This is a genomic window from Gemmobacter nectariphilus DSM 15620, assembly GCF_000429765.1.
GTDB classification, from domain to species: Bacteria; Pseudomonadota; Alphaproteobacteria; order Rhodobacterales; family Rhodobacteraceae; genus Wagnerdoeblera; species Wagnerdoeblera nectariphila.
In genome coordinates, this window is record NZ_AUCM01000021.1 from 12,716 (window position 1) to 35,480 (window position 22,765).

The window sequence follows — 22,765 nt, forward strand, 5'->3', positions numbered from 1 at the left end:
GAAAACTCTGAACGGTGCCACGGCGTCCTGATAGCCTCGAATAGCCTTGCCATATTCGAGGCTGATTTCATCGCCCCAAGTAGATTGTCGCCACCCTTCTCTCACACCCCAACCCCCGCCAGCCGCGCCCGGATGGTCGCCGTCAATTCCTCCGCCTCGGCGAACTGCGCCTCCAGCTGTTCCTGAAGCGCGGCGAAACGCTCGGCAAAGGGCGTCTCGTCCTCCTCCGCTGCCTCGGCGCCGACATAGCGGCCCGGGGTCAGGACATGGCCATGCGCGCGGATGTCGTCGATGCTGGCCGATTTGCAGAAACCGGGAACGTCCGAGTAGCCCTCGCCCAGCCGCCAGGCGTGGTAGGTGCCCGCGATGCGGGCGATGTCGGCATCGGAGAACTCGCGCCGCGTGCGGTCCACCATGAAGCCCAGCTTGCGGGCGTCGATGAACAGCACCTCGCCCCGCCGGTCGCGCAGGCGGCGGTCCCGCGCGATGCCGTTCGACTTGTCTTTCGCCAGAAACCACAGGCAGGCCGGGATCTGGGTGGAATAGAAGAGCTGCCCCGGCAGGGCGATCATGCAATCGACCACCTCGCCCTCGATCATGGCCTTGCGGATCTCGCCCTCGCCCGACTGGGTCGAGGACATCGAGCCATTGGCCAGCACCACCCCCGCCGTGCCGGTGGGCGAGAGGTGGTGCAGGATGTGCTGCAACCAGGCGAAGTTGGCGTTGCCCGCAGGGGGGATGCCGTACTTCCAGCGCCCGTCCTCGCGCAGCCGTTCCCCGCCCCAGTCCGAGATGTTGAAGGGCGGGTTGGCCAGGATGTAATCGAAGCGCAGGTCGGGCAGTTCGTTCTTGTGGAAGGTGCCTTCGGAGTTCCAGCGGATGTCGGCATCGATCCCGCGCACGGCAAGGTTCATCTTGCACAGCCGCCAGGTGGTGTAGTTCGATTCCTGCCCGTAGATGGCGATGTCGCCCAGACGGCCGCCATGCGCCTCGACGAACTTTTCCGACTGCACGAACATGCCGCCCGACCCGCAGCAGGGGTCATAGACGCGGCCCTTGTAGGGTTCCAGCATCTCGACCATGGTGCGCACGACCGAGCGGGGGGTGTAGAACTCGCCGCCGCGCTTGCCCTCGGATCCCGCGAACTGGCCGAGGAAATATTCGTAGACCCGGCCCAAGAGGTCGCGCGCCTTGTCCTTGCCTTCGCCAAGCGCGATGCCCGAGATCAGGTCGATCAGCTCGCCCAGCATGACGGCGTTGAGCGCGGGACGGCCATAGTCCTTGGGCAGGACGCCCTTGAGCGAGGGGTTGACTTTCTCGATGGCGATCATCGCCTCGTCGATCAGTCGGCCGATGGTGGGTTGTTTCGCGTTGGCCCGAAGGTGGGACCAGCGCGCCTCCTGCGGCACCCAGAAGATGTTGTCGGCGAGGTATTCGTCGGGATCCTCGGCGCCCTCGGGGTATTCGGCGAGCAGCGCCTGGCGTTTCATCTCGAACCCGTCCGAGATGTGCTTTAGAAAGATGAGGCCCAAAGCTACGTGCTTGTAATCCGACGGCTCCATGTTGCCGCGCAGCTTGTCGGCGGCCCTGAACAGGGCGGCTTCAATCCCGAGGTCAGAGCCGTTGTCGATTGATGCCATTGTGAAATCCGCCCCCCGGTAAGTCTTTTCCAGACGGTATTTCAGCCGGAGGGCGAAATCCAGCCGCTAACAGCGGCTTGGCGGGGTTCTTTCCCACGGCCGCACCTTCGGCATCGCCCCTGTCACCTCGACCTCGCGCAGCATCCCGCCCGCGATCAGCCCGTCGCGGACCCAGCCCAGCGCCTGCCACCAGTCGTCATAGCCGCGCCGGGCGGCCTCGATCTGCTGAGGGTGAGGGGAGAACGTCACCGGGCAGGCCAGGATGTCGATGGTTTTCCATGTGCCCCGCGCGCCTGGGCCACGCACCCGGATGCGCTCGGTGCCCACGACGATGGTGCCCGCGTGCGTGCCATGCTGGTTCTGCTTGACGATGGTTGGCACACAGCGCGGGACAGCGCCGGGCATCCAGTCGGGCGTCAGCCCGGCGCGGGCCAGTTCGGCCACGCGGATCGCCATACGCTTGCCGCCGAGGCTGTCGGGGATCCCGGCGACGGTGGCGGCGATGACCTCGGCGTCCTCGTGGGTGTAGCCGCCGATCTTATGCTGCCCGCCATCGATCTTGCAGCCCAGCACGGCGCGCTGGAGGAGGACGTATTCCAGGCCGAAGCCGAAGCCTTCCTCGGTGATGTCCGGGGGCAGGGGCAGGTCCAGCTGCGCCTGTTCGATCCGGAACGCCCATTCAAGCGCGGCCTGCACGCCCAGCGCGCGCTTGATCCTGGTGCCGCTGACACGGCGGTGGAAACTCATGACTGCAATCCTTCAAGGAAATCCATCTGAGCCGGGCGCTGGGCCTGATCCGTTGGCCGCCAGATCCACGGGCCCGAGGCCGTGGGCAGCTGCGAGAGCGCGCCACGCATGTGCTGCTGCCAAAGGGTGAACTCCATTGCCGAGCAGGCGCAGAGCGCGTGCCCGATGGGCCAGCCCATCAGCCATCCGACGAAGAGCGGGTTCAGCCGCCGCCGCGACCGGCCTTTCAGGATCCGCCGCGAGACGGCGCGCCCATGCGAGGCAATCATCGAAGCCCAGAGCGGGCGCGAGATCGGGGCGTGTGGCGAGGACCGCAGCCCATCCGGCGAGATCACCGGGGCCGGACGGGTGAAGCCCTGTTCCGCCCGGTAGTGCAGCAGGTCCATCCGGGACTTGCCGTCGGTGCGGGTGATGCTGGCCTCCGAACTGCCCTTCCAGTTCTGGGCTGCCGGGGTGGGCCACTGGTTCGGCAGGGCCTTCGCGATGCCCTGCGCCAAGGCCTCGGCCTTCCTGGTGAAGTCGCTGTTCCCGGCCGGATTGTAGCTGCCGGTGCCCGGATGCAGGCTCATCGGTGTGGGCCAGGATGAAGATGCGCAGCCGCTCATGCGGCGCGCCGACCTCTGCCGCCGAGAACAGGCCCGCCGCAGGCGTGTAGCCCAAGCCCCAAAGCTCTCGCAGGACGGTCTCGAGTCCGAGGGTGACATGCCCGGCGACGTTCTCGAGAAAGACCCATTCGGGACGGCATTCACCGATGACGCGGGCGACCTCGGGCCAGAGGTGACGGGGGTCGTCGGCGCCACCGCGCTTTCCGGCCGCGCTGAAGGGTTGGCAGGGATATCCGGCAAGGACAGCATCGAAGGCGCCGCGGAAGGTGCGGGCGTCGAAGCTGCGCAGGTCGGTCCAGATCGGGGCAGGGGCGAAATACCCCGCGCGCTGGGCGGCGATGAGGACCGCCCTTGGCCAGTCCTCCCATTCGACGAAGGCGCGGGTGTGGTAACCGGGCTCGGCGAGCATGAGGCCCAGATCCAGGCCTCCGCCGCCTGCGCAGAGGGAGAGTCCGTTCCGGGGACGTGACACCATGCCATTCACCGCACCCCGCGCTCGCGCAGGCGTTCAGCCGTCACCAGCCCCCGGGCCAGCATGGCATCGCGCATCGTGTTGCTGATCGCGCTGACCGGCAGATACCGGTCGGAGTTGACCAGATCGGCATAGAAGGCGGGGAGGTCAGTGATCGGCCTCGACGCCGGGGCGGGGGCCGACTTGTGCTTGCGCCGTTTCCGCCCGGCATTCTCGACCTTGCGCTGGGCGGCGCGCTGCATGGCGCGGTCCAGTGCCTTCGGCCCATCCGGCGGTTCGGGATGTTCCTGGCGGCTGGCCTCGGCCGCGGCGATGATCTCCGCCTCGGTCAGGCCCAGCTCGTCCCGCCAGCGCTGGACGTGCAGCCGGGGCGGCCAGCCTTGCCACCAGCCGGGCAGGGCCGCGGGGTCGAGGCCCAGCGCGTCGAGCAGGTTCCCGAAAACCTCATCGGAAATTGCCGCGCGCGCCTGCGCGCCCTCCTCCTCCTTTACTGGTTTACTTAGAGGTTCCCTTACAGGGTTAGTGTCCGAAATCCGGACACGGCTTTCGGCATTTTCCGGACACGGCTCCGCCGAAAAATCGGACACGGCTTCACCGCCAAACCCGTGTCCGAAATCCGGACACGGCAGGGCGTCGGCCATACCACCGCCAGCGCAACCATCAGCATCGTCGAGCCTTTCTGCGCCTTCATCCTCGCCGTGTGCGATTTCCGGACACGGCACCACAGCCACAGGTGTGAACCCCGGCTCGAACCCCAGGATGTAGCGGGTGGGCAGTTGGCGCTTGGTCACGGGGTCGAGCCGCGGCACCCGGCGCAGCAGGCCCACGGCTTCGAGCTGGCCAAGGTGATCGTTCAGCGTGGAACGGCTGATCTCGCAGTCATGCGCCAGCCGGTCCTGCGAGGGGAAGCAGCCGTAATCCGGGTTGAACCGGTCGCAGAGGTGCCAGAGCACGATCTTCGTCGTAGGCTTCAGCCCACGCTGCTTGATGGCCCAGTTCGTGGCCTCGTGGCTCATGGCGCGGGCCTCCGCGGGGCAGGAGCGATGCGCGTGGTGAAGCCGTGATCGGCCAGCGCGCCCAGCGCGTCATCGAGACTGCGCACCAGCGCCCAGCCGAACCCCTGCGCCTGCACAGCATCGCGGAATGCCTCCTGTTCCGGCCGCAGGCGACCCTTCGGAGCTTTCAGCTCGAGGAACAGGACACGGCCGTCGCAGATCACCATCAGATCGGCGAACCCGGCATGGACGCCCATGCCGACGAGGATGGCCTGGCGTTTGGCCCCGCGCGGCCCGGCCTCGGTTACCTCGTTGGCGCAGTGGTGGATGATGGCGCTGCGGGGCAGGGCGATGCGAAGCGCCTGCACGACGGCGCGCTGAAGATGGGCCTCGGGCGTACCACGGCGCTTCATCGCGCGGACCTCCCCTGATCTTCGCGCTGGGCACGTCGCACCGGCCGCCGCGCATCGACGACAACGAGCAGGCGCTGGGCATCGGCGCGTTCGGCCGGGGTCTCGCCATGCTGGGCAAGCACGTTGCAGGCGAGCCGGATCAGGAGATCGCTGTGATGCGCGACATCGGCGATGACGACGCGGGCCTCGGCCACGCGGTCGGCTGGCCAGGCGGAACTGCGGGGTTGCACGGTCATGGCCGCCCCCGCGTCTTGCGCACCGGATGGGCCTGTTCCTGCGCCCTGATCCACTCCTGTATGGCGGCGCGGCGATAGAAGGTCTTGCGACCTATGCGTGTGCAGGGCGGCCCTTGGCGTCGTGCTTCCCACCGTGACAGCGTGTCCGCAGTCAGGCCCAGCGCCCGCGCCAGCTGCTCGCGGCTGATCCAGTCGGCCAGCAGGTCTGGGATGTCTTCGTCGGGATCGGTCAGGATGTCTTTCATGGGCTGCTCCGTTGGCCATGCGCCCTCTGGCAGGGGCAGGGTCAGCGAAGCAGAGCGCGAGGACCGGAAGACAGGCGGAAGGTGGAATTGAAGGCGGCGGACCTATTCCGCCCCTGTTTTCATTGGGGTTTTGGGGCTGGTGGGTGGTCGATGCTATTGCACGCAGCCGCCTCCATGGCGATCATCCGAGGCGGCTCCGGGCGGTGAACTGTGCGCGTGCGTTACCGCTCCCTCCGGGCCGGGCGATCTGACCGGCTTTCGGACGGATTGGCCGGTTCTGACGGGGCCGGAATTGCCGGAACGTGCTGTTCCGGTCGGGTTCCGAAGGCGCTCGATGATATCCACAGGTTCTTGCTTTGTTCGTGGCGAACAGCACAGGTTTGTGGTTGCGCGCTCGCCTTCTGGATGCGTAGATTCATGGTTGAGCAGTCCATAAGAATCGAAAAGACGAACGCAGTCGGATGTGCACGCCAGTCACGGTGTGCCTCTGGCTTACAGGCGGTTTTCCTCGACGACGTGCTCTGAACCCCAGTCTGCCCACGTGCTCGGCACGGCGGGTCATTTGTAACCTGCATGCCGACGGCCCTGGCCGAGGGATGCCGCATGTCTGAAAGGAGTTTCCCGATGCCCCTGCCGCCTGTTGCCTTCCACTCGATCTATGAGCTGGCATTTCGCTGGAACCGTCATCCAGCCGACGTCGCGGGCTGGGCTGCGGCGGGGCACCTGAACGTCGTGACCGGCATTCCCCCGGTGCTCTGCGGAGCGGAAACCGTCGCAGGAATGGTGCAGGTGCCGATGGCCGAATTCATGGGATTGTTTCGAAGGATCGGCCCGAGCGACGAGCATGCGCGCCTCAAGCGTGTCATGCCCCTTGGGGCGACGAATTGGCTGGCGATCACGGACCCGGCCGAGGGCCTGCTGGTGCGTTCCTTTGACCTGCTGGTGGATGCCGGGAATCTGCACCAGTTCGAGGACGAGCGGGAATTGCTGCCGCGGCTGGTTTCCACCATTGGTGCCACGCCGCGCTACGATTGGGATGCGATGTATGCGTGGCTGTTCTGGTTCGCCCACGAGAAGGGGCTTCCAGAAACCAAGACCGCTCTGGTCTCATTGGTGCAGGACTGGTTCGTGCAGAACTCGAAGTCCGGGGAAGTGCCGGATGAAAGCACGATCCGCAAGCGGCTGACCTCGCTCTGGAGCAAGTTGCGCGGCGAGGAGCCGATCTGACGATCAGGCCGATTTCGGAAGGTCGGTCCCCTCCTGCGCCGCATCATGCACAAGGCGCGGCCGCGGGCGCAGGAGGCTGGCCACCGTGTCGACGCCCGCGCGAAGGGGAGAATCCATCAGGTGAGCGTAGCGCTGGGTGGTCTGCATCTGGCTGTGGCCCAAAAGCTTGCCGATCATTTCCAGCGACGCGCCGCCGCTGACCAGAAGCGAGGCGAAGGTGTGGCGCAGATCATGGATGCGGACGTCGGCCAAACCGGCATCCTTCTGCACCTTGGCCCAGAACCGGCGGATTTCCCGCACGGGCTGGCCGACAGTGTCGCCGGGGAACAGCCACGGGTTTCCGCTCGGCACCGCCTGCTGACGCAGTCGCACGATGGCCGCCACATCCTGCGAGATCGGGACGCGGTGGATCTTGCGCTGCTTGGTGGTCGAGGCGGGTTTCGACCAGATGGCATAGTCGAGGTTGAACTGTTCGAACCGCGCGGTCCGGACCTCGCCCACCCGGGCGCCGGTCAACATGCACATGCGGATGATCGCCGCGGCACGCTGATCCTCGGCCGCATCCAGCACGGCCGCCAGCCGGGTCAATTCCTCGGGCGACAGGAAGCGTTCGCGGGCATGTTCGATGCGCCGATGGAACCCCTGCGCGGGGTTGTCCGTCCGCCATTCCCATTCCATCGCCAGCGTGAACATCTTGCGCAGCACCTCGCCCATCCGGTTGGCCCGGATCGGGGTGGGCTTGTGACCCTGCAGCTTGCGCGCCCGGTTGTTGGGCTTCGCCTTGCAGGGCCGGGGACGCCCCTCGGCCACGAAGTCGAGGAACTTTGCCACATCGGACTTGGTGATCTCCGTCACCAGCCGGTTGCCCCAGGCGGGTTCCACCATCTTCTTCAGCATCGAGACCTGGTCGCCCGCGTTGGTCTTGGCCAGTTTCGGCAGATGCTCGGCGATGTAGCGGTCGATCATGTCCGTGACGCGCGGGGCCCCGCGCCACTCGTCGCGCGTCGCCAGAGGGTCCTGCCCTTCGTCGATGGCGCGCCGCAGTTCCTTGGCGCGTTCGCGCGCGGCCGTGACGCTCCACTCCGGCCAGCGCCCGATGGTCATCCGCCGCTGCCGCCCGGCGTGCCGGTAGTCGATGGTGAAGGTCCGCGCGCCCGAGGCTTGCACACGGGCGGCGAAGCCAATCACCTCCGTGTCGAATATCTGATAGCTGACGCCGGGCTTCGGCTCTGCCTCGCGCATGGTTTTCTCGTTCAGTTTCAGTCTCTTGATCATCTATCCCGTCTCCTTGCCCAACGACACAGGCGTAGACCCGCGCCACTATCAAGTCGGACCATGGGGCCGGGACCGGAATACAGGCGAAAGGTGGAACTGGGGCGGGGAGGGGCGTTCCGGTCAGGAAAAACAAAGAGTTGGGCCGAACTGGCCGAGCGCGCAGGGGAGGCGAACCGGCGGGCCAATACCGACGCCTGCGCCGACGGTTTAATCGCGGCCCGATCATCGGCATGCATCGCTCGTGATCCCGAGACCGGCCCTTCCATGCTCGATGCCAAACACTTGAGGGACTCGACCTCTGCGCTCTGCCACAGGTTGCAGCCGGAGATGCTGAAGGCTTGATGCCGCGTCCATCGGCCAGTACCGTCTTTGGGCCCGTTATCGAATTGTCTGCTCTTGGGAGTGATGTTGGTGGCAAGAATCAGGTCAGTCGAAATCAGTCACTTCAGGGGCATAAGGCACCTAGTTTGGCTACCATCGCCAGGCATTAATTGCATAATCGGTCCGGGTGACAGTGGGAAATCCTCTATTCTCGACGCGATCGATTTTTGTTTGGGTGCGCGTCGAAACATTCAGTTCACCGACGCTGATTTTCATCAATTGGATGTCGAGAAGCCAATTACGATCACAGTAACCTTGGGCGAACTCGAAGATGGACTAAAGAACCTTGATGCGTATGGGATGTTCATCCGGGCCTTCGACCCTGCTACCGGAAGGATTGAGGACGAGCCAGAAAAGGACGCCGAAACCGTCCTGAGTGTGCAGCTGAAGGTCGCAAGTGATCTGGAGCCAAGCTGGACGCTGGTCTCAGAGAGAGCGGAAGCACAAGGCCTTGGAAGAAATCTCAGTTGGGGGGACCGGGTTCGGCTCGCACCAACTCGGATCGGCGCACTGGCGGATTACCATTTTGGTTGGCGGCGCGGTTCGGTGCTAAACCGGGTCTCAGAAGAGCGCGCCGATGCTTCCGCCGCTTTGGCGAAGGCAGCAAGGGATGCCAGGGCGGCCTTTGGTGAAGAGGCCCAAGGGCAACTGGGCGAGACGCTCTTGATCGTGGCTGCGACGGCCAAGGAACTGGGCATCCCGATAGGTGAGAATATCAAGGCGATGCTTGATACGCACTCAGTGTCATTCAACGGCGGGACGATTTCGCTGCATGACGAGGGTGGCATTCCGCTCAGGGGACTGGGCATCGGGTCGACCCGACTGCTGATCGCTGGTCTCCAGCGAAAGGCGGCCGCCCAATCGACGGTGATCCTGATTGACGAGCTGGAACATGGGCTCGAACCGCACCGCATCATCCGGCTCCTCGGATCGCTCGGCGCGAAAGAGAAAACACCACCACTGCAGGTTTTCATGACCACGCACTCGCCGGTCGCCCTGCGCGAGCTTTCTGGCAGCCAGTTGTTCGTTGCGCGCCGGTCGGGCGATCGCCACGAAGTCTTGAACGTCGGCGTCAATGATGGCGTTCAAAGTACGATCCGCCTTTATCCCGATGCCTTCCTTGCGCCCTCAGTGATTGTCTGTGAAGGCGCAAGCGAGGTCGGTCTGGTGCGGGGTCTCGACCAATACAGGACAGCGCAGGGGAAGGACGCCATCACAGCACTGGGAACCGCATTGGTGGATTGCGGCGGCGGAGATTCCGATCGGCCTTTTGCAAGGGGGGAAGCATTCCAAGGGTTAGCGTATAGAGTTGCGGTTGTTCGCGATGACGACAAGAAGCCGACCGCTGCGGTAGAAGACAGCTTCATCGCCAAAGGCGGTAAAGTGATTGCGTGGCGCGACGGCCGTGCCTTGGAGGACGAGCTGTTCCTTAGCCTGTCTGACAATGGGGTCGGCCAATTGCTGGCTCGAGCAATCGATCTCCATGGTGATGATCTGGTAAACGAGCACATCAAGTCGGCCACCAAGAACAGCAAGGATCTGCCCGCGATCCTGACGGAGGTCGAAGCCGGAAAGATATCCCCCGAGAGTCGAGCGGCGCTTGGCGCAGCGGCGCGTTCTAAACGCTCTGGGTGGTTCAAGTCGGTCACTTGGATGGAGGACGTGGCACGGGATATTGTCGGCCCGGACTTGCAGCACGCCGATGCTGGCTTCCGCGATCTCGTCGACGGTATCTTCGCGTGGTGCTCCAATGCCGGCCCCTGAGATCGATCTGCTAGGAATAGACCGAGGAACCGTGACGGCACCGGCCGGGTGTGGCAAGACCCACCTGATCGCGGAAGCATTAACGCGGCATCGCAGCGACAAGCCCATCCTCGTTCTGACCCATACGAACGCTGGTGTCGTCGCCTTGAGGGGCCGTCTCGACCAAGCAGGTGTGCCATCGAAGGGATATCGGCTATCGACAATCGACGGATGGGCGATGCGGCTCATCTCGACGTTCCCGCGCCGCAGCGGACACGATCCAAACCTTCTCAATTTGGCTAGTCCGGGCACGGATTACCCGAACATCCGTGTAGCAGCTGCAAAGCTACTTAAGGCCGGTCACGTCGCCGACGTGCTCAAGGCAAGCTATGCACGGCTCATCGTCGATGAGTATCAGGACTGTTCAATTCGCCAGCACGCGGTCGTCGGCTACGCGGCCCAAACCTTGCCGACCTGTGTTCTCGGAGATCCCATGCAGGCGATCTTTGGGTTCGGTGGCGATGATCTGGCAGCCTGGGACGAGCAGGTTTGCCGCTACTTTCCGTTGGTAGGAGAGCTCACGACGCCTTGGCGTTGGATCAATGCGGGAGCTGAGCCGCTGGGACATTGGCTTCTGGAGATCCGCGGCAGACTGGTAAGAGGAGAGCCGATTGATATCAGGACCGCACCAGCGGGTGTCACATGGGTCCAGCTCGATGGAACAAATGACCATGAAAAGCGCCTAGAAGCAGCGAGGGTCAGGCCACCAAGCGTGAATGGTCGCGTACTTATCATCGGCGAAAGCACGAGCCCTGATAGTCAGCGTCGGTTCGCCAGTCAGACGCCTGGCGCGGTGACAGTGGAAGCCGTCGATTTGAAAGACTTAGTCGCGTTCGCGAGACGCTTTGACCCTTCATCGCCCCAGGCACTTCAACTTCTCGCCGAGTTCGCCCAAGGCGTCATGCGAAATGTGGGCGCGGCAGACTTCGTTCAGCGCGTTTCATCGCTCCAGCGCGGCACAGCGCGCCGCGACCCGACCGATGCCGAAAGTGTGGCGCTCGCGTTTGTCCGTGATCCGTCGCATCGACGAGCGGTCGATGTCCTTGTCGAGATCGGCAAACAGGTCGGCGTCACGCCGCACCGTCCTGCCGTCTTTCGCGCTTGCATCAAGGCCCTCCAGCTCTGCGCGGGGACAGAAGGTCTAACCTTTCAAGACGCAGCCGTCCGGATTCGAGAACAGAATCGAATGGTTGGCCGCCCTCTTCCGCAACGGGCGGTTGGCAGCACCTTGCTACTAAAAGGCTTGGAAGCAGAAGCCGCTGTCGTGCTCAACGCAGACGACCTCGACGCCCGGAACCTTTATGTGGCAATGACTCGGGGATCGCAGCATTTGGTGGTCTGCAGTCGGTCACCGGTATTGAACTTATAGCAGCACCAGGAGCACTCCGATGCACTTCATGCTGATCATTTCGGCAAGGTTCATCTGGTGCTCTTGTCAACGTCTGGTCAACCCGCGGATGCTGGTTGGGCAACACCGAGAGCCGCTGAATGACGCCGAAACAGAACAGTTTCTGGCAGAAAAATCCGTCAGGTCAAAGGCTTGTCCGTTAAGTTGTTGAAATCAAAAGAGGCAGGAAAAATCAGAGGGTTCGGCTCATAACCTGAAGGCCGCAGGTTCAAATCCTGCCCCCGCAACCACTTCTACCGAACCAGCAGCCAGCCCGCTTCCCAGCGGGCTTTTTGTCGTTCCGCCCTGCGCAAGACCGATCAGCGCCGTGATCACCCCCTCAAGCTCGATCCGCACACCCTCGCTCGTCTCCTGCACCGTCACGCGTTCGATCAGGCTGCGGATCGCTTCCAGCGCGGGAACCGCCGTCTCGGGATCGCGCAGCAGACCGGACAGCTCCGACACCTTGCGGCGATAGGCTTCGCTCAGGTTCGGGTGCAGGCGCACCGCCGTTGGCGCCGGGACCGCCAGCGCCGTGTCGATCTCCGAAATCCGGGCCTCCAGCTCTTCCAGCTTGCCCTTCAGGCCCGGCGTGCGCAGCCCATCGGCAATCGCATCGTAAAGCCCGTCAAGCCGACGGCGGGCTTGTGTGCGCTCCGCCTCCAGGCGCGCGCGGCGCGCGGTCTCTTCGGCACGACCCGCATTCATCTCCCGGCCATAGGCGTCGATGAACATCGCCAACGCATCCGGCTGCATCAGCTTCTCGCGCACCAGGTCCAGCACCACCTCTTCGAGCATCACGCGGCGGAACGAGCGCTTCTGCGCGCAGCTGCCCAGTTTGCGTGCGGCCGAACAGGCCAGGTAGTCCTTGCCCACCGCCGCAAAGCCGCCGCCGCAGCAGCCACAGCGCAGGAGGCCGGTCAGCAGATGCGGGCTGCGCTTGTGCTCCCAGAACCGCGTCGCCTTGATCGCCTGTACCCGCGGGTCCGCATCGATCTCGCCTTGCCGGTGCTTGACCCGGGTCCAGAGCGCATCGTCGATGATCCGCAGCTCGGGAACTTCGGTCAGGGTCCACTGGTCCGGCGGATTCAGGCGCGAGACCCGCTTGCCGGTCTCGGGATCCTTGACATAGCGCAGCCGGTTCCAGACCAGCCGGCCGATGTAGAGTTCGTTGTTGATCAGCCCGGTGCCCCGCTGGCGGTGCCCGCGGATCGCCGTGTCGCGCCAGGCGGCGCCGCGCGGCCCGGGGATGCCGTCGGCATTCAGGCGGCGCGCGATCGCCTTGGGCGAATGGCCATCGGCAAATTCCGCGAAGATCCGGCGGAGGATGGCAGCCTCGGCGTCATTGATGCTACGCTCGCCCGTGACAGGAAGCCCATCGGGACCCAGACGGCGCACCACCTCGTAGCCATAGCTGTTGCCGCCGCCCGAAAGCCCCGCCTCCACCCTGCCGCGCAGGCCCCGGCGGGTCTTGGCGGCCAGATCCTTCAGGAACAGCTGGTTCATCGTGCCCTTCAGTCCGACATGCAGCTCGCTGACCTCGCCTTCGGCAAGCGTGACGATCTGTACGCCGTGGAAGGTCAGCCGCTTGAACAGCGTTGCCACATCGGCCTGATCCCGGCTCAGCCGGTCCAGCGCTTCGGTCAGCACGATCTGGATCGACCCCGAGCTGGCGCGGTCCAGCAGTGCCTGCAGACCCGGGCGCGCCATGTTGGCGCCCGAGATCGCCATGTCGGAAAACACCTCGCCCACCTGCCAGCCTTCGCGATTGGCGCGTTCCTGACAGAGCCGGACCTGATCCTCGATCGAGGCTTCGCGCTGAAGCTGGCTGGAAAACCGGGCGTAGATCACGGCCTTCATGGTCACTCGTCCTTCTTCAGCTGCCGCAGCAGGGTGGTAAAGTCACGGCTCGCCTCGATCGTTCCGGCGTGAATGTAGTGCCGCTCGGACGTCCTGGCCGTCGCATGGCCCAGCACCGGTCGGATCAGATGTGCGGCCTGGCGCGAGCTCCGCGCCAGAGTCGTTGCCGCCGCGTCCCGGAAAAAATGCGGCGGGATCGCAACCCCGGTCAAGGCTTGCGTGATCTGCGGGATCCGGCGGCCGACATAGGAATAGCTCATTGGGTCCCCCGCATTGCCGGCCCAGAGCATGTCGTGCTGCTTGCCGCCGCGGGCCAGCAGATACGGCCGCGCCTCCGACAGGTAGCGCCGCAACAGGCCGGCGGCAGGTTCGGGAATCTCCGCTTCCCAGTGGCGCGCGCTCTTGGTCAGATCGTCCGACAGGATCATGGTCAGGCCTCGTGCATCGACCATCAGCGAGACCCCGAGCTGCAGCGCGGCAAAGGCGCGGTGACGGATCGGCATCATCGCCAGCAGCGCCACCATGGCCGCATCGCGCAGACGCTTGGCCCGTTGAAGGGCTGTGGGCTCGAGATCAAGCTCCGGCCCGGCATGGCGAAGGGAAGCCTCGAGCAGCACGCCGGAGTCGAGGATCCGGCCGGCCTTGCGGGAGGGATCGCCCCGTCCGGCCAGCCGCTCGAGGCCGGCCTTGACGCGGCGGTGGGCCGACCAGTCCTCGTCAGGTGCGGCGGCGCACAGCAGCCGCAGCACGCCGGTGAAGAACATCAGCCGGCTCGAGGGGCGCAGAGTACCTTCGGCCTTCACCCATGCCCGCAGCCGGGGCAGGGTGGTGCGATCCACCGGCGGCTCGGCAAGAGCTGCCGGCTCGTTCAGCCGCAGCCATTCCAGAAACCGGCCCCAGGACCGGATCAGGATCGGCATCGTCGACAGGCGCAGATGCGCAAGTTCGCCCGGATCGTCGAAAAGGCCCCCGGTCTGGCGCAAGGCCTCCAGCAAGGCGCGATCGGCAGCGGGCCATTCGGTGATCGGCATCGACATGCGTTTGCGGGTCATTTGCGCTTCCGCTTCTCGGCCAGAATGTCGCCCAGAGCCTGCACGGCGCCCGACGTCTCGAGGCCTGCATAGAAATTGATCGTGGTGCGGGTCGAGGTATGGCCGAGCAGCCGGCGCGCGGCCTCGTAGGCGCCGGGGTTGGCCGTCAGCCAGATCATCGCCGTCAGGTGCCGGAACAGGTGCGGGTTGACGGCGAGGCCGATCTCCTTGCGGATCTGCTTCGACAGGCGCGTGGAAAAGTTCGTCGGTGCAATAGGGCCGGTGCCGTCGCGCCGGGGAAACAGCCAGGGGCACCCTTGCGGGCAAAGCAGCGGCACACGGGTGCCGAGATGCTTGTCCAGCATCTTGCGGACATCCGGCGGCAGTTCGAATTCGATCGGCTGGCCGTTCTTGACCTGGTCCTCGCCGATGGCGATGAACACCTGTCCCTTGCCGGGCCGTTGCAGGTCGCGCTCGACATGCAGCTGGCTCAGATTCTTGATCCGCAACGGGCAGACCAGAAGAATGGCGATGGCCAGCGCATCTTCGCGGGCCAGGGCCGCATTCTTCGGCGTCATCCTGGCCGACGCCCGGATCAGCTGCTCGGGCAGCAGGAGCAACCGGCGCAGGGTCGCAGGATCCTGCAGGGCGCGCAGCCGGTCGCGGTTCTTCCGGGTCAGGCCGCTCTGGCTCGGACGCGCCAGCCGCTTTGCATGCTTCGCGAGGGCTTTGATCGTCGATTCCGGGAGATCGAGGCGGCGGGCGGTGCTGCACAGCAGCACGGCCATATCGGCGATCACCGTGTTCTTCTCGCCGCCATTGCGCGCGACCATGGCACGCAGCCCCAGTTCGGCCCGCCGCGGATCGCACAGCGCGCGAACAGAGTTGATCTCCATCGCGGGCACGCCCGCGTGGACCAGTTCCGACGCGAAGCGCTTCAGCATGGCGGTCTGCTGCTCGATCGTTGTCGGGCGCAGCGCACGCGTCGGGCCGTCCTCGGCGAAAATGTCGGGGGCCGAAAGGCGCTGCATCATCTGGCCAAGATCGCCAAGGAACCCTGCGGGCAGGTCCTCGTCGGGCAGCGTGATCACGATCTTGCGGCTGGGCATCGACAGGCGCGTCTGCGGCCAGCCGGGGATGCGGTCGACGGCGAGGTTCCAGCCCCAGACCGCGTTCTTCCACACCCATTCGGGCTCCTTCCTGATCTCGCCCGCAGCGATGGATTCGTGGAACGCATCCGCGTGGTGCTGCGACACCTCCTCGGGGTCGACATCCTGATCGCTCAGGAAATGCACGAAGCGACCAAGGCCGACGGTCAGCGACTTGTCTTTCGACGCGAGGGCCGCCTGCCACAGGTCCCGCCAGGGCGCGCTCAGGTCATCGCGTTGACGGTTGTGACGCGGGATGATGCCGACATGGGCCAGAGCGGACTTCGCGTCGCTGACCGCGTTCTGCCAAGACTTGTCGGTGACCCCGAGAGCGGCCGGCATCACCTCGGCAAGCCGCGGTTGCAGCCATTTGACCACCGCCGGGATATCGCCCGGATCCCGTCCCAGGGCCGAGGCGACACGGCGCAGTCCGGACGCCATGTCCCGGCGGCGACCGTCCGAAAGGTCCGCGCTGGACTGGACTTCGTTGATCACGCTCGCAAGCGTCGGCGTGCCTTCCGCCATCAGCGCCAGTTCAAGTTGATCGGGGTTCGTGTGCTTCATGGTCGTGGTCCTTCTGGTCAGAGGTGTCCTCGTGTGGACAGGGGGTGACAGGGGGGCCGAATCGGGAGGACTGCGTCATAATATATGGGCCGTTTATTGTGCCTGGGTCTTCCCGATGGCGTCTTAAGGCATTGACTTTACTGGACATTGATGGACTGGAGGGGCGTTGTTGCAGAACTCTCGCCGTGAAGGATTCACATCACGAATCCATGCGGTTAGAGGGGCGACATGAGCAAGCCCAAGCCCGCCCGCTACCGCACGACGAACTGGTCCGCCTACAACGATGCGCTTCGGAAGCGCGGGTCGTTGCTGATCTGGCTGGACAAGGAGATGAGCTGGCTCGCGCCGCGTGACGGCGGCCCTGGTCGGCCTGCCGTGTTCTCAGATGCGGCGATCCAGTTCTGCCTGTCGATCAAGGTGCTTTTCAAGCTGCCGCTCAGGCAGACTGCCGGGATGGTCGCAAGCCTCCTGCGGCTGGCAGGGCTGGACTGGCCCGTTCCGGACTACTCGACGCTGTGCCGCAGACAGAAGACCCTGCAGGTGCAGATCCCGTATCGCCGTGCAGGGGGGCCTCTGAACCTGCTGGTGGACAGCACCGGCATCAAGTTCCTGGGCGACGGCGAGTGGCAGGCCCGCAAGCATGGGGTTCAGGGGCGACGCCAATGGCGCAAGGTCCATCTGGCCATGGACACCGCCACCTCCGACATCCGCGCCGTCGAGTTCACTCCCAGCCGCGACGGCGACAGCCCCGTCCTGCCGGACCTGCTGGCACAGATCCCTGACGAAGAAGACATCGGCACCGTGACCGCCGACGGCGCCTACGACACCCGCCGCTGCCACAGTGCCATCATCGCGCGCGGCGGCACGGCCATCATCCCGATCCGCAAGAATGGCCGACCATGGAAGGAGGATTGCCCAGCAGCTCGAGCGCGCAACGAAACCCTGCGCGCCACGCGTCACTACGGCCGCGCTTTCTGGAAACGGTGGACGGGATACCACGCCCGCAGCCGCGCCGAGGCCAGGATGCGATGTCTCAAGTCCTTCGGCGAGCGCATCGCCGCGAGAGACCCCGACCGCCAAACCGCCGAAATCCACATCCGCGTAGCCCTCATGAACCGCTTCAACGCCCTCGGCACAGCCGAGATCGTCCGCGTCGCCTGAACCTAAACGGCAAAGGGGGAGTCACGCCTCAAGACGCCTTTCTGCAACAACGCCCTTCAAATCCCAAAGCAGATGCCTATAATGCGGCGGCAGTACAAGCTTTCGGTGTTGTAAAATGAAAATGAAGAAAAAGAAGGCGAAGCCTGGCGATTTCCTAAGCATTCCACTTCCGAATGGAAGGTATGGATTTGGGAAATTCCTTGGATCGGAGGTTTCATTCCTCGATCTCGTATCAGATATAGAGTTTTTATCAGTTGCGGATTTGTCTGGAGTGGGGGAGCTCTTTCGAGCTTGGGTGGATAAATCTGCGCTCTCATCTAGAAGTAAATGGATTGTTATAGGGCGAGAGGAACTTAAGGATTCAGAGAAAATACCAAACAAATATTTCATGAAAGACTCAATATCTGGAGATCTCAGGATATATTCTGAGGATACCCATGATGCGATGTCGTGGAGCGAGATACCTGCAACATATGAAGAATGTTTGGGACTCGAAGCAGCTGCTGTGTGGAGCGCAGAGCAGATCGAATCAAGATTGATGGACTATTTCGAGGGAAGGGAAAATAAGTACGTGCAATCTTTGGCGTTGAGGAAGCCGGGATGAGTCTTTTTTATTGAGATGTATAATTATTTATCTTTTGAGATATTTTGCTATATTGTTACATGTGGCCGTATCTCTCCATTGTATGTTTCTGAAAATATTTGTCTATGTGAGGTTCCGGTTTCTTTGCAGTAATGACAGCCGTTGCCTTTGCAGGCTGCGCAAGTAATAAGCCGCAATTCCTGCCCCAGCACCCCGCGGAGAACGTCATCCACCAGGAACTTCGGCACCCCAAGGTCCACCAGCCGGTTCACCGCCCCGGCGGCGGAATTGGTATGCAGAGTAGACAGCACCAGCCGTCCGACCTGCGCCGCGCGCACCGCGATCTCGGCGGTTTCCGGGTCGCGGATTTCCCCGATCATGATGACATTCGGGTCGTGCCGCAGCACCCCGCGCAGGATGCGGGCGAAACTCAGCCCGATCTCGTCCTGCACCTGAATCTGTTGCAGCCCGGGCAGGTTGTATTCCACCGGATCTTCGACGGTGATGATCTTGCGCCCCGGGGTGTTGAGATGGTCGAGCGCGGTGTAAAGCGTGGTGGTCTTGCCCGATCCGGTCGGCCCGGTGACCAGGAACAGCCCGCTCGGCTGGTCGAGGATCCCCTTGATCCACTCGGTGATTTCCGGCGGAAAGCCCAGCCGGTCCCAGCCGAGCCGCAGCGCCTTGGGGTCCAGCACCCGCGCGACCACGCTTTCCCCAAGCTGGGTCGGCAGGGATGAAAACCGGAAATCCACCCGCCGCCCGGCGACGACCGTTTGCAACCGCCCGTCCTGCGGCAGCCGGCGCTCGGCCACGTTCAGCCCGGCCATAACCTTGAGGCGGGCGACGACCGATTGCGGATTGAGGGCCAGGTTGCCGAGCTGCTGCACTAGGACACCGTTCAGCCGGAACCGAACCCGGAACGCCTCCTCGGTGGTTTCGACATGGATGTCCGAGGCCCCGGCCAGCACGGCATCGTTGAGCAGTTCCTGGACGAAGCGGATCACCGGCCCGTCGATATCGGCCTTGCGCAACGCCTCGGCATCGCGCTCGGCGGTGAGCGCCCGCTCCTGTGGCCCGGTTTCCTTCGCATTGCCGCTGGCCAGAAGCTCGCGCACCTGCTGGGTGGTCGCCGCGACCACATGCACGGGGCGTTCCAGATGAAAGGCGAGTTCCGCCAGCAGTGCGGTATTCAGCGGATCGGCAACGGCGACGAGCGCGGCGTCCGGCGGGGAAACCAGCGGCGCGGCAAGCTGGGCGGAAAGGTAGGGGTGCCCGAGACGGCGGGCCATATCGTTGTCCAGAGCGGCGGATCGCGGATCGAGCGGGTCGATGCCGTTCAATGCGGCGATCTCGGCAATCAGATGCGGCTCTTCCACCAGACCGAGGCGCAGCAGGATCCGGTCGGCCCGCACACCTTCCTTTTGCGCAAGTTGACGTGCCCGCCCGGCGCTGGCCTGATCGCAGAGCCCGGCGGCAACCAGCCGCTCCAGCAGAATGTCTTGACTCGATGGCTGCGACGTCATCGCCCGGTGGCCTGTCCCGCAATGAACTGGACTTTGATCAGGGGCGACAATAAGCACAAAAGGTAATCTGTTCCATGGTGATCGCGCATAGGAGGCCCGATGAGCGACGCGCGGAAGATGCGGAACACGTTTTTCAGCCAGGCTGCGATGGACGCCCTGTCCTCGCTTCTGGTGCTGTTCCGGCCGGGGTTCCCGAATATCGGCCAGCGCAGGATCGAAGTCGATTTGCTGCCGATCACGGGCGAGGCTCTGGCCGGCCAGAAGCGGAGGAGGCGGGGCGTGGTTGCGGTGCTCTCGCGCGGGCTTTGCCTCAAGCGCGAGATTCAGCTTCCAAAGGCGGCGCGTTCGAAGGCATCTACCGCGATAGCCTTGCAGATGAAGGCCAGCCTGCCAATGAACGGCCAGGGATTGACCTGGCGCTATCGCCTGGCCGGGCGCGAAGGCGGGCAGGACCGATATAGCGTCTACATCGTGAAGGATGTTCAGGTCACGGACCTTGTGTTGCAACTGAAGCAGGGCGGTATCGGGACCGCTTCGGTCGTCATCGAGGGGATCGAAGATGCCCCGGTCTGGGAGCACCGCAGCGTAGCGCCACAGACCATGCGCAACTGGGCGGCGGCGACCGCACTGGGGGGCGTGCTGATTTCCACCTTTACGGTAATCCAGCTGGAGCGGTCCCGATTGCAGATCAAGGATGCGTTGGACGCCAGGCTGGCGAATATCGCGCGGCTTGAGGAACGCCTGACCAGGTCGCGTGCGCAATCGGATACGCGGCAGGAAAGGCTGCAGGCGGTGGGAAAGCAGCTCGACCAGTTCCGAGCCGGATCGCGACCGCTGACGCTCTTGGGATCGCTCGGGGCGGATCTTCCCGAAGGGGCTTGGCTTTCGGAGGTTTCCATCCATCAGAATACGCTGCGCATCTCGGGGTTCAGCCGTCATGATGTCACGGAGCTGGTTCAGCATCTGCAGGGTCTCGATTGGGCGGCGCATGTGAAACTGGATGGTCCGGTCGGCTATGACAGTTTCACCCGGCAGAGCCGGTTCGACCTGACCATCGCGCTGAGCGACAGGGAGGCCATGCCATGAGGCTGGCCTGGTATGTTGCGGGACTGATCGGGATTGTGGCGGGTGTTTCCGGGCTGGTGTGGGCGATCACGGCCAAGAGCCGCGCAGGTTTCCATGGCATTGTTCTGGAACTCGAGCAGGCACGTCGCCAGGAGGCCGCACTTCTGCAGCGGGTATCCGACGTTGCGGGAGTGGAGGACGCAGGCGGGCTGCCTGAGGACATCGGATGGGCTGGTGAGACCAGGGCTGTAGTCGAATTGGCAATGCAGCGGGCTGTCCTTGAAGCTGCCAGCGCGGCTCGATTGCAGGTGTTGAGTTTTGGCGGGGTGGCCGGTGGTCCCCCGGGAGCCTTCCTGCCGGTCAGCTACGAGGCGGAATTGGAGGGAGGGCATGACGAGGTGGCGAGATTTCTGCACGTGATCGAGCAGCATCGGCCAAGCTTCTCTGTTTCCTCGCTCTGGATGCGGCAATATCCGGCGGATCCGCAAGACGAGGTTGCACGGGTAAATTTGAGGCTCGTTCTATGGGGGCTGGCTTCCGAGGTCCGCGAGCCATGATGAGGGTGTTGCCCCCGCCAGGCTTCCTGGTCGGTATACTTGCCGGACTAGGCACTGCTCTCTACCTGGCTGAAGCTCCGGTATTGTCAAAGGATGCTGTTGCGGATGTGCAGCCAGGCGTTGCGCGGCCTTTGACCCCGCTTGATGTGCCGCGACAGCCGTTAACGGAGTTGGAACAGGTGTTGGCCGATTTTGCCGAGCGCCCCCTGCTGGCGGAAAACCGGATATTACCCAGGTTGGCGCCCTCTTTGGAACCTGATGAGCCCGAGCCGACATATGCCCCTGAAATGCCCGAGCCAGAGTCGGAACCTGCCGCTGACCTCCTGCCGCTGGAGTTTGCGGGGTTCATGCGATTGAACGATATCTCCAGAGTCCTGGTGCGGAATCCGGAATCCGGTGATGAGCGATGGATGGTTGTTGGCGACAAGGTCGGCGACTGGACACTGGTAGAAATAACACAGGAACAGCTCTTCTTCTCCATGGAAGGGATACAAAGGGCTATTCTCCTCAGGCCTTACACGCTACCCTGATCTCAAACAAGAAGCAGTAAGATCACAGGCATTCAGGTGGCATCGTGGGCGTGGTATCCACACGGTTTTTCGGGCTGTGCGCAATTGTGCTCACCCTCTCAGCCTGCGTCAGTTCGACGTCAGGATCCAGTTCGGGCATGTTCGGGCCCGACCGTTCCGGTGGCCGCGCGGCTGTGTCGCGCAGCGACACTCAGGGCCTTATGGCGGGCGTTTCTCGAGCGGCAATGCAGCGCGGATCCGACGTGTTCCTGGATGTCGACGCCGGTGGGAACGGCGAAGGACGCGCGATTGTCGTCCCGCAGGATGGAAAAACCGTGCAACTCTCGCTCGTCAACGCTTCCATTGAAGCCGCTGCGCAGGCAGTGCTGGCGGATACGCTCGGTCTGAGCTTCGTCATTCATAATGCTGTTCAGGGTCGTGTCACGTTACAGACGACCGGCCCGGTGCCAACCAGCGCCTTGCTGGATCTCTTCGAGGCGTCTCTGGAAGCGAATGGGGCACAGCTGCGCAAGGAGAACAATATCATACGGATCGTGCCGGGAACTTCCGGCAACAAGACATTCCGTGTGGTTGGTGCCGGAGGCGGCAATGGCTCGAATATCGTTGTGGCGCCATTGCGGTTCGTCTCGGCAAGTGAGATGGTCAAGCTTCTTGATCCTCTGTCCGAGCAGGGATTGAAGATCGTTACCGAACCGCGCCGCAATCTGCTTCTGTTGTCCGGGTCTTCGTCTCTGGTCGAATCTGCCCTCGACGCGTTGAACTTGTTCGACGTGGATGTGCTGAAAGGCAAATCCGTCGCACTTGTCCAGCTGCGTTCTGCAGATCCCGAGGCGATCATCTCGGATCTCACGCGCATATTCAGCGCGGAAGAAGGCGGAATGCTCGACGGTGTCGTCGAGTTCATTCCCAATCCCCGCCTCGGATCGGTGCTGGTGATCTCCTCGCGGTCGGCCTATATCGACAAGGCTCAACGCTGGATCAGGGATCTGGATCGGGCGGCTGCCGGCGCTTCCGCCTATATGTCCACCTATCAGTTGCAGAACCGAAGCGCTTCCGAAGTTGCTCCTATTTTGAACGAACTTCTGAAGGGCAGCTCCTCCGGGGATATGGCCGGTGTCGACGGAGGGGGCGGCAGCGCAAGCGAAGGGCTGCGGGTGGCTGCCGACGACAGCCGGAATGCCCTGATCGTGATGGGCACCAGTTCCGATCATGAGCAGGTCGCGAGAGTGTCCGGTCTTCTGTGTATGGCTGATTGGGTCCATGCTTCCTGAGAGGAGCAAGGACGATGACGATTTCGAACGAAGTGCTGGACGAGTT

At 63.8% G+C, this 22,765-nt stretch carries 22 protein-coding genes and 1 pseudogene; 10 read left to right on the top strand and 13 right to left on the bottom strand.

The genetic code is table 11. The features are described 5' to 3' along the window. Positions 1–101: 101 nt before the first annotated feature. From G481_RS0116330 to G481_RS0116365, 8 genes and pseudogenes are all read right to left on the bottom strand, one after another. Positions 102–1,640, bottom strand: a complete 1,539-nt coding sequence (locus tag G481_RS0116330; protein WP_028030970.1) for a class I SAM-dependent DNA methyltransferase — start codon at positions 1,638–1,640, stop codon at positions 102–104. Between the two features lie 66 nt (positions 1,641–1,706). Further along, complete coding sequence (locus G481_RS0116335) at positions 1,707–2,387, bottom strand: hypothetical protein (RefSeq protein ID WP_028030971.1); 681 nt, start codon at positions 2,385–2,387, stop codon at positions 1,707–1,709. Then, positions 2,384–2,956: a hypothetical protein gene (locus tag G481_RS26750; protein ID WP_028030972.1), complete on the bottom strand. Its 573-nt coding sequence runs from the start codon at positions 2,954–2,956 to the stop codon at positions 2,384–2,386. The genes G481_RS0116335 and G481_RS26750 overlap by 4 nt, the downstream gene beginning before the upstream one ends. Before the next feature lie 55 nt (positions 2,957–3,011). Further along, a pseudogene (locus G481_RS26755) lies at positions 3,012–3,467 on the bottom strand (DNA cytosine methyltransferase); the annotation flags it as partial. 5 nt (positions 3,468–3,472) lie between these two features. After that, on the bottom strand, positions 3,473–4,480 hold the full coding sequence (locus G481_RS0116350) for a helix-turn-helix domain-containing protein (protein ID WP_028030974.1): 1,008 nt from the start codon (positions 4,478–4,480) through the stop codon (positions 3,473–3,475). Beyond that, the gene (locus G481_RS0116355; RefSeq protein ID WP_028030975.1) at positions 4,477–4,872 is read right to left on the bottom strand and encodes a VRR-NUC domain-containing protein; all 396 of its coding nucleotides are present in this window, start codon (positions 4,870–4,872) and stop codon (positions 4,477–4,479) included. The genes G481_RS0116350 and G481_RS0116355 overlap by 4 nt, the downstream gene beginning before the upstream one ends. Beyond that, positions 4,869–5,108 (bottom strand): hypothetical protein, encoded by a 240-nt coding sequence (locus tag G481_RS0116360; protein WP_028030976.1) that lies wholly within the window; start codon positions 5,106–5,108, stop codon positions 4,869–4,871. Before G481_RS0116360 ends, G481_RS0116355 begins: the two co-directional genes overlap by 4 nt. After that, positions 5,105–5,353, bottom strand: coding sequence for a helix-turn-helix transcriptional regulator (locus G481_RS0116365; protein WP_028030977.1), 249 nt, complete (start codon positions 5,351–5,353; stop codon positions 5,105–5,107). The genes G481_RS0116360 and G481_RS0116365 overlap by 4 nt, the downstream gene beginning before the upstream one ends. A 624-nt stretch (positions 5,354–5,977) precedes the next feature. Here G481_RS0116365 and G481_RS0116370 point away from each other — a divergent pair. After that, positions 5,978–6,580, top strand: coding sequence for a hypothetical protein (locus tag G481_RS0116370; RefSeq protein WP_028030978.1), 603 nt, complete (start codon positions 5,978–5,980; stop codon positions 6,578–6,580). Positions 6,581–6,583: 3 nt separating this feature from the next. On the opposite strand, the gene G481_RS0116375 is transcribed toward G481_RS0116370, so the two are convergent. Beyond that, positions 6,584–7,855 carry a tyrosine-type recombinase/integrase gene (locus G481_RS0116375; RefSeq protein WP_028030979.1) on the bottom strand — a complete coding sequence of 424 codons (1,272 nt, stop codon included), beginning with the start codon at positions 7,853–7,855 and terminating at the stop codon, positions 6,584–6,586. Positions 7,856–8,266: 411 nt separating this feature from the next. Between G481_RS0116375 and G481_RS0116380 the strand changes: the two genes are divergently transcribed. The 3 genes from G481_RS0116380 to G481_RS26025 are packed head-to-tail and all read left to right on the top strand — an operon-like array spanning position 8,267 to position 11,598. After that, the gene (locus G481_RS0116380; protein ID WP_028030980.1) at positions 8,267–10,000 is read left to right on the top strand and encodes an ATP-dependent nuclease; all 1,734 of its coding nucleotides are present in this window, start codon (positions 8,267–8,269) and stop codon (positions 9,998–10,000) included. Positions 10,001–10,031: 31 nt separating this feature from the next. Next, positions 10,032–11,408 (top strand): UvrD-helicase domain-containing protein, encoded by a 1,377-nt coding sequence (locus G481_RS0116385; protein ID WP_245594991.1) that lies wholly within the window; start codon positions 10,032–10,034, stop codon positions 11,406–11,408. Positions 11,409–11,427: 19 nt separating this feature from the next. Beyond that, complete coding sequence (locus tag G481_RS26025; protein WP_154664650.1) at positions 11,428–11,598, top strand: hypothetical protein; 171 nt, start codon at positions 11,428–11,430, stop codon at positions 11,596–11,598. Between the two features lie 35 nt (positions 11,599–11,633). Here G481_RS26025 and G481_RS0116390 read toward each other — a convergent pair whose 3' ends face one another. Genes G481_RS0116390 through G481_RS0116400 form a run of 3 tightly spaced genes read right to left on the bottom strand, consistent with a single transcriptional unit; the run spans position 11,634 to position 16,029 of the window. Continuing rightward, positions 11,634–13,286 carry a recombinase family protein gene (locus G481_RS0116390; protein WP_035026467.1) on the bottom strand — a complete coding sequence of 551 codons (1,653 nt, stop codon included), beginning with the start codon at positions 13,284–13,286 and terminating at the stop codon, positions 11,634–11,636. A 2-nt stretch (positions 13,287–13,288) separates the two neighbouring features. Beyond that, positions 13,289–14,338, bottom strand: coding sequence for a tyrosine-type recombinase/integrase (locus tag G481_RS0116395; RefSeq protein ID WP_028030983.1), 1,050 nt, complete (start codon positions 14,336–14,338; stop codon positions 13,289–13,291). Beyond that, complete coding sequence (locus G481_RS0116400; RefSeq protein ID WP_028030984.1) at positions 14,335–16,029, bottom strand: site-specific integrase; 1,695 nt, start codon at positions 16,027–16,029, stop codon at positions 14,335–14,337. Before G481_RS0116400 ends, G481_RS0116395 begins: the two co-directional genes overlap by 4 nt. Before the next feature lie 228 nt (positions 16,030–16,257). On the opposite strand from G481_RS0116400, the gene G481_RS0116405 reads away from it, so the two are divergent. Both G481_RS0116405 and G481_RS25590 read left to right on the top strand, forming a co-directional pair. Beyond that, on the top strand, positions 16,258–17,190 hold the full coding sequence (locus G481_RS0116405; protein ID WP_028030985.1) for an IS5 family transposase: 933 nt from the start codon (positions 16,258–16,260) through the stop codon (positions 17,188–17,190). A 115-nt stretch (positions 17,191–17,305) separates the two neighbouring features. After that, on the top strand, positions 17,306–17,794 hold the full coding sequence (locus G481_RS25590; RefSeq protein WP_084451029.1) for an Imm26 family immunity protein: 489 nt from the start codon (positions 17,306–17,308) through the stop codon (positions 17,792–17,794). Positions 17,795–17,841: 47 nt separating this feature from the next. On the opposite strand, the gene G481_RS26255 is transcribed toward G481_RS25590, so the two are convergent. Then, the gene (locus G481_RS26255) at positions 17,842–19,296 is read right to left on the bottom strand and encodes a GspE/PulE family protein (protein ID WP_051294611.1); all 1,455 of its coding nucleotides are present in this window, start codon (positions 19,294–19,296) and stop codon (positions 17,842–17,844) included. Positions 19,297–19,395: 99 nt separating this feature from the next. Between G481_RS26255 and G481_RS26260 the strand changes: the two genes are divergently transcribed. The 4 genes from G481_RS26260 to G481_RS24240 all read left to right on the top strand — a co-directional run bounded on the left by G481_RS26260 (position 19,396) and on the right by G481_RS24240 (position 22,719). Beyond that, a complete protein-coding gene (locus tag G481_RS26260; protein ID WP_028030986.1) occupies positions 19,396–20,382 on the top strand; it encodes a PilN domain-containing protein in 987 nt (328 codons plus the stop codon). Beyond that, positions 20,379–20,918 carry a GspMb/PilO family protein gene (locus G481_RS0116420; protein ID WP_028030987.1) on the top strand — a complete coding sequence of 180 codons (540 nt, stop codon included), beginning with the start codon at positions 20,379–20,381 and terminating at the stop codon, positions 20,916–20,918. Before G481_RS26260 ends, G481_RS0116420 begins: the two co-directional genes overlap by 4 nt. Further along, positions 20,918–21,448, top strand: coding sequence for a hypothetical protein (locus G481_RS0116425; protein ID WP_161630536.1), 531 nt, complete (start codon positions 20,918–20,920; stop codon positions 21,446–21,448). The genes G481_RS0116420 and G481_RS0116425 overlap by 1 nt, the downstream gene beginning before the upstream one ends. Before the next feature lie 137 nt (positions 21,449–21,585). Then, positions 21,586–22,719, top strand: a complete 1,134-nt coding sequence (locus G481_RS24240; RefSeq protein ID WP_051294612.1) for a secretin N-terminal domain-containing protein — start codon at positions 21,586–21,588, stop codon at positions 22,717–22,719. The last annotated feature ends 46 nt before the right edge of the window (positions 22,720–22,765 follow it).

What these genes read in the sequence shown, in the direction of transcription:
- G481_RS0116330 (WP_028030970.1), bottom strand. Translation starts at nt 1,640, where the DNA reads ATGGCATCAATCGACAACGGCTCTGACCTCGGGATTGAAGCCGCCCTG.
- G481_RS0116335 (WP_028030971.1), bottom strand. Translation starts at nt 2,387, where the DNA reads ATGAGTTTCCACCGCCGTGTCAGCGGCACCAGGATCAAGCGCGCGCTG.
- G481_RS26750 (WP_028030972.1), bottom strand. Translation starts at nt 2,956, where the DNA reads ATGAGCCTGCATCCGGGCACCGGCAGCTACAATCCGGCCGGGAACAGC.
- G481_RS0116350 (WP_028030974.1), bottom strand. Translation starts at nt 4,480, where the DNA reads ATGAGCCACGAGGCCACGAACTGGGCCATCAAGCAGCGTGGGCTGAAG.
- G481_RS0116355 (WP_028030975.1), bottom strand. Translation starts at nt 4,872, where the DNA reads ATGAAGCGCCGTGGTACGCCCGAGGCCCATCTTCAGCGCGCCGTCGTG.
- G481_RS0116360 (WP_028030976.1), bottom strand. Translation starts at nt 5,108, where the DNA reads ATGACCGTGCAACCCCGCAGTTCCGCCTGGCCAGCCGACCGCGTGGCC.
- G481_RS0116365 (WP_028030977.1), bottom strand. Translation starts at nt 5,353, where the DNA reads ATGAAAGACATCCTGACCGATCCCGACGAAGACATCCCAGACCTGCTG.
- G481_RS0116370 (WP_028030978.1), top strand. Translation starts at nt 5,978, where the DNA reads ATGCCCCTGCCGCCTGTTGCCTTCCACTCGATCTATGAGCTGGCATTT.
- G481_RS0116375 (WP_028030979.1), bottom strand. Translation starts at nt 7,855, where the DNA reads ATGATCAAGAGACTGAAACTGAACGAGAAAACCATGCGCGAGGCAGAG.
- G481_RS26025 (WP_154664650.1), top strand. Translation starts at nt 11,428, where the DNA reads ATGCACTTCATGCTGATCATTTCGGCAAGGTTCATCTGGTGCTCTTGT.
- G481_RS0116390 (WP_035026467.1), bottom strand. Translation starts at nt 13,286, where the DNA reads ATGAAGGCCGTGATCTACGCCCGGTTTTCCAGCCAGCTTCAGCGCGAA.
- G481_RS0116395 (WP_028030983.1), bottom strand. Translation starts at nt 14,338, where the DNA reads ATGACCCGCAAACGCATGTCGATGCCGATCACCGAATGGCCCGCTGCC.
- G481_RS0116400 (WP_028030984.1), bottom strand. Translation starts at nt 16,029, where the DNA reads ATGAAGCACACGAACCCCGATCAACTTGAACTGGCGCTGATGGCGGAA.
- G481_RS0116405 (WP_028030985.1), top strand. Translation starts at nt 16,258, where the DNA reads ATGAGCAAGCCCAAGCCCGCCCGCTACCGCACGACGAACTGGTCCGCC.
- G481_RS25590 (WP_084451029.1), top strand. Translation starts at nt 17,306, where the DNA reads ATGAAAATGAAGAAAAAGAAGGCGAAGCCTGGCGATTTCCTAAGCATT.
- G481_RS26255 (WP_051294611.1), bottom strand. Translation starts at nt 19,296, where the DNA reads ATGACGTCGCAGCCATCGAGTCAAGACATTCTGCTGGAGCGGCTGGTT.
- G481_RS26260 (WP_028030986.1), top strand. Translation starts at nt 19,396, where the DNA reads ATGAGCGACGCGCGGAAGATGCGGAACACGTTTTTCAGCCAGGCTGCG.
- G481_RS0116420 (WP_028030987.1), top strand. Translation starts at nt 20,379, where the DNA reads ATGAGGCTGGCCTGGTATGTTGCGGGACTGATCGGGATTGTGGCGGGT.
- G481_RS0116425 (WP_161630536.1), top strand. Translation starts at nt 20,918, where the DNA reads ATGAGGGTGTTGCCCCCGCCAGGCTTCCTGGTCGGTATACTTGCCGGA.
- G481_RS24240 (WP_051294612.1), top strand. Translation starts at nt 21,586, where the DNA reads ATGTTCGGGCCCGACCGTTCCGGTGGCCGCGCGGCTGTGTCGCGCAGC.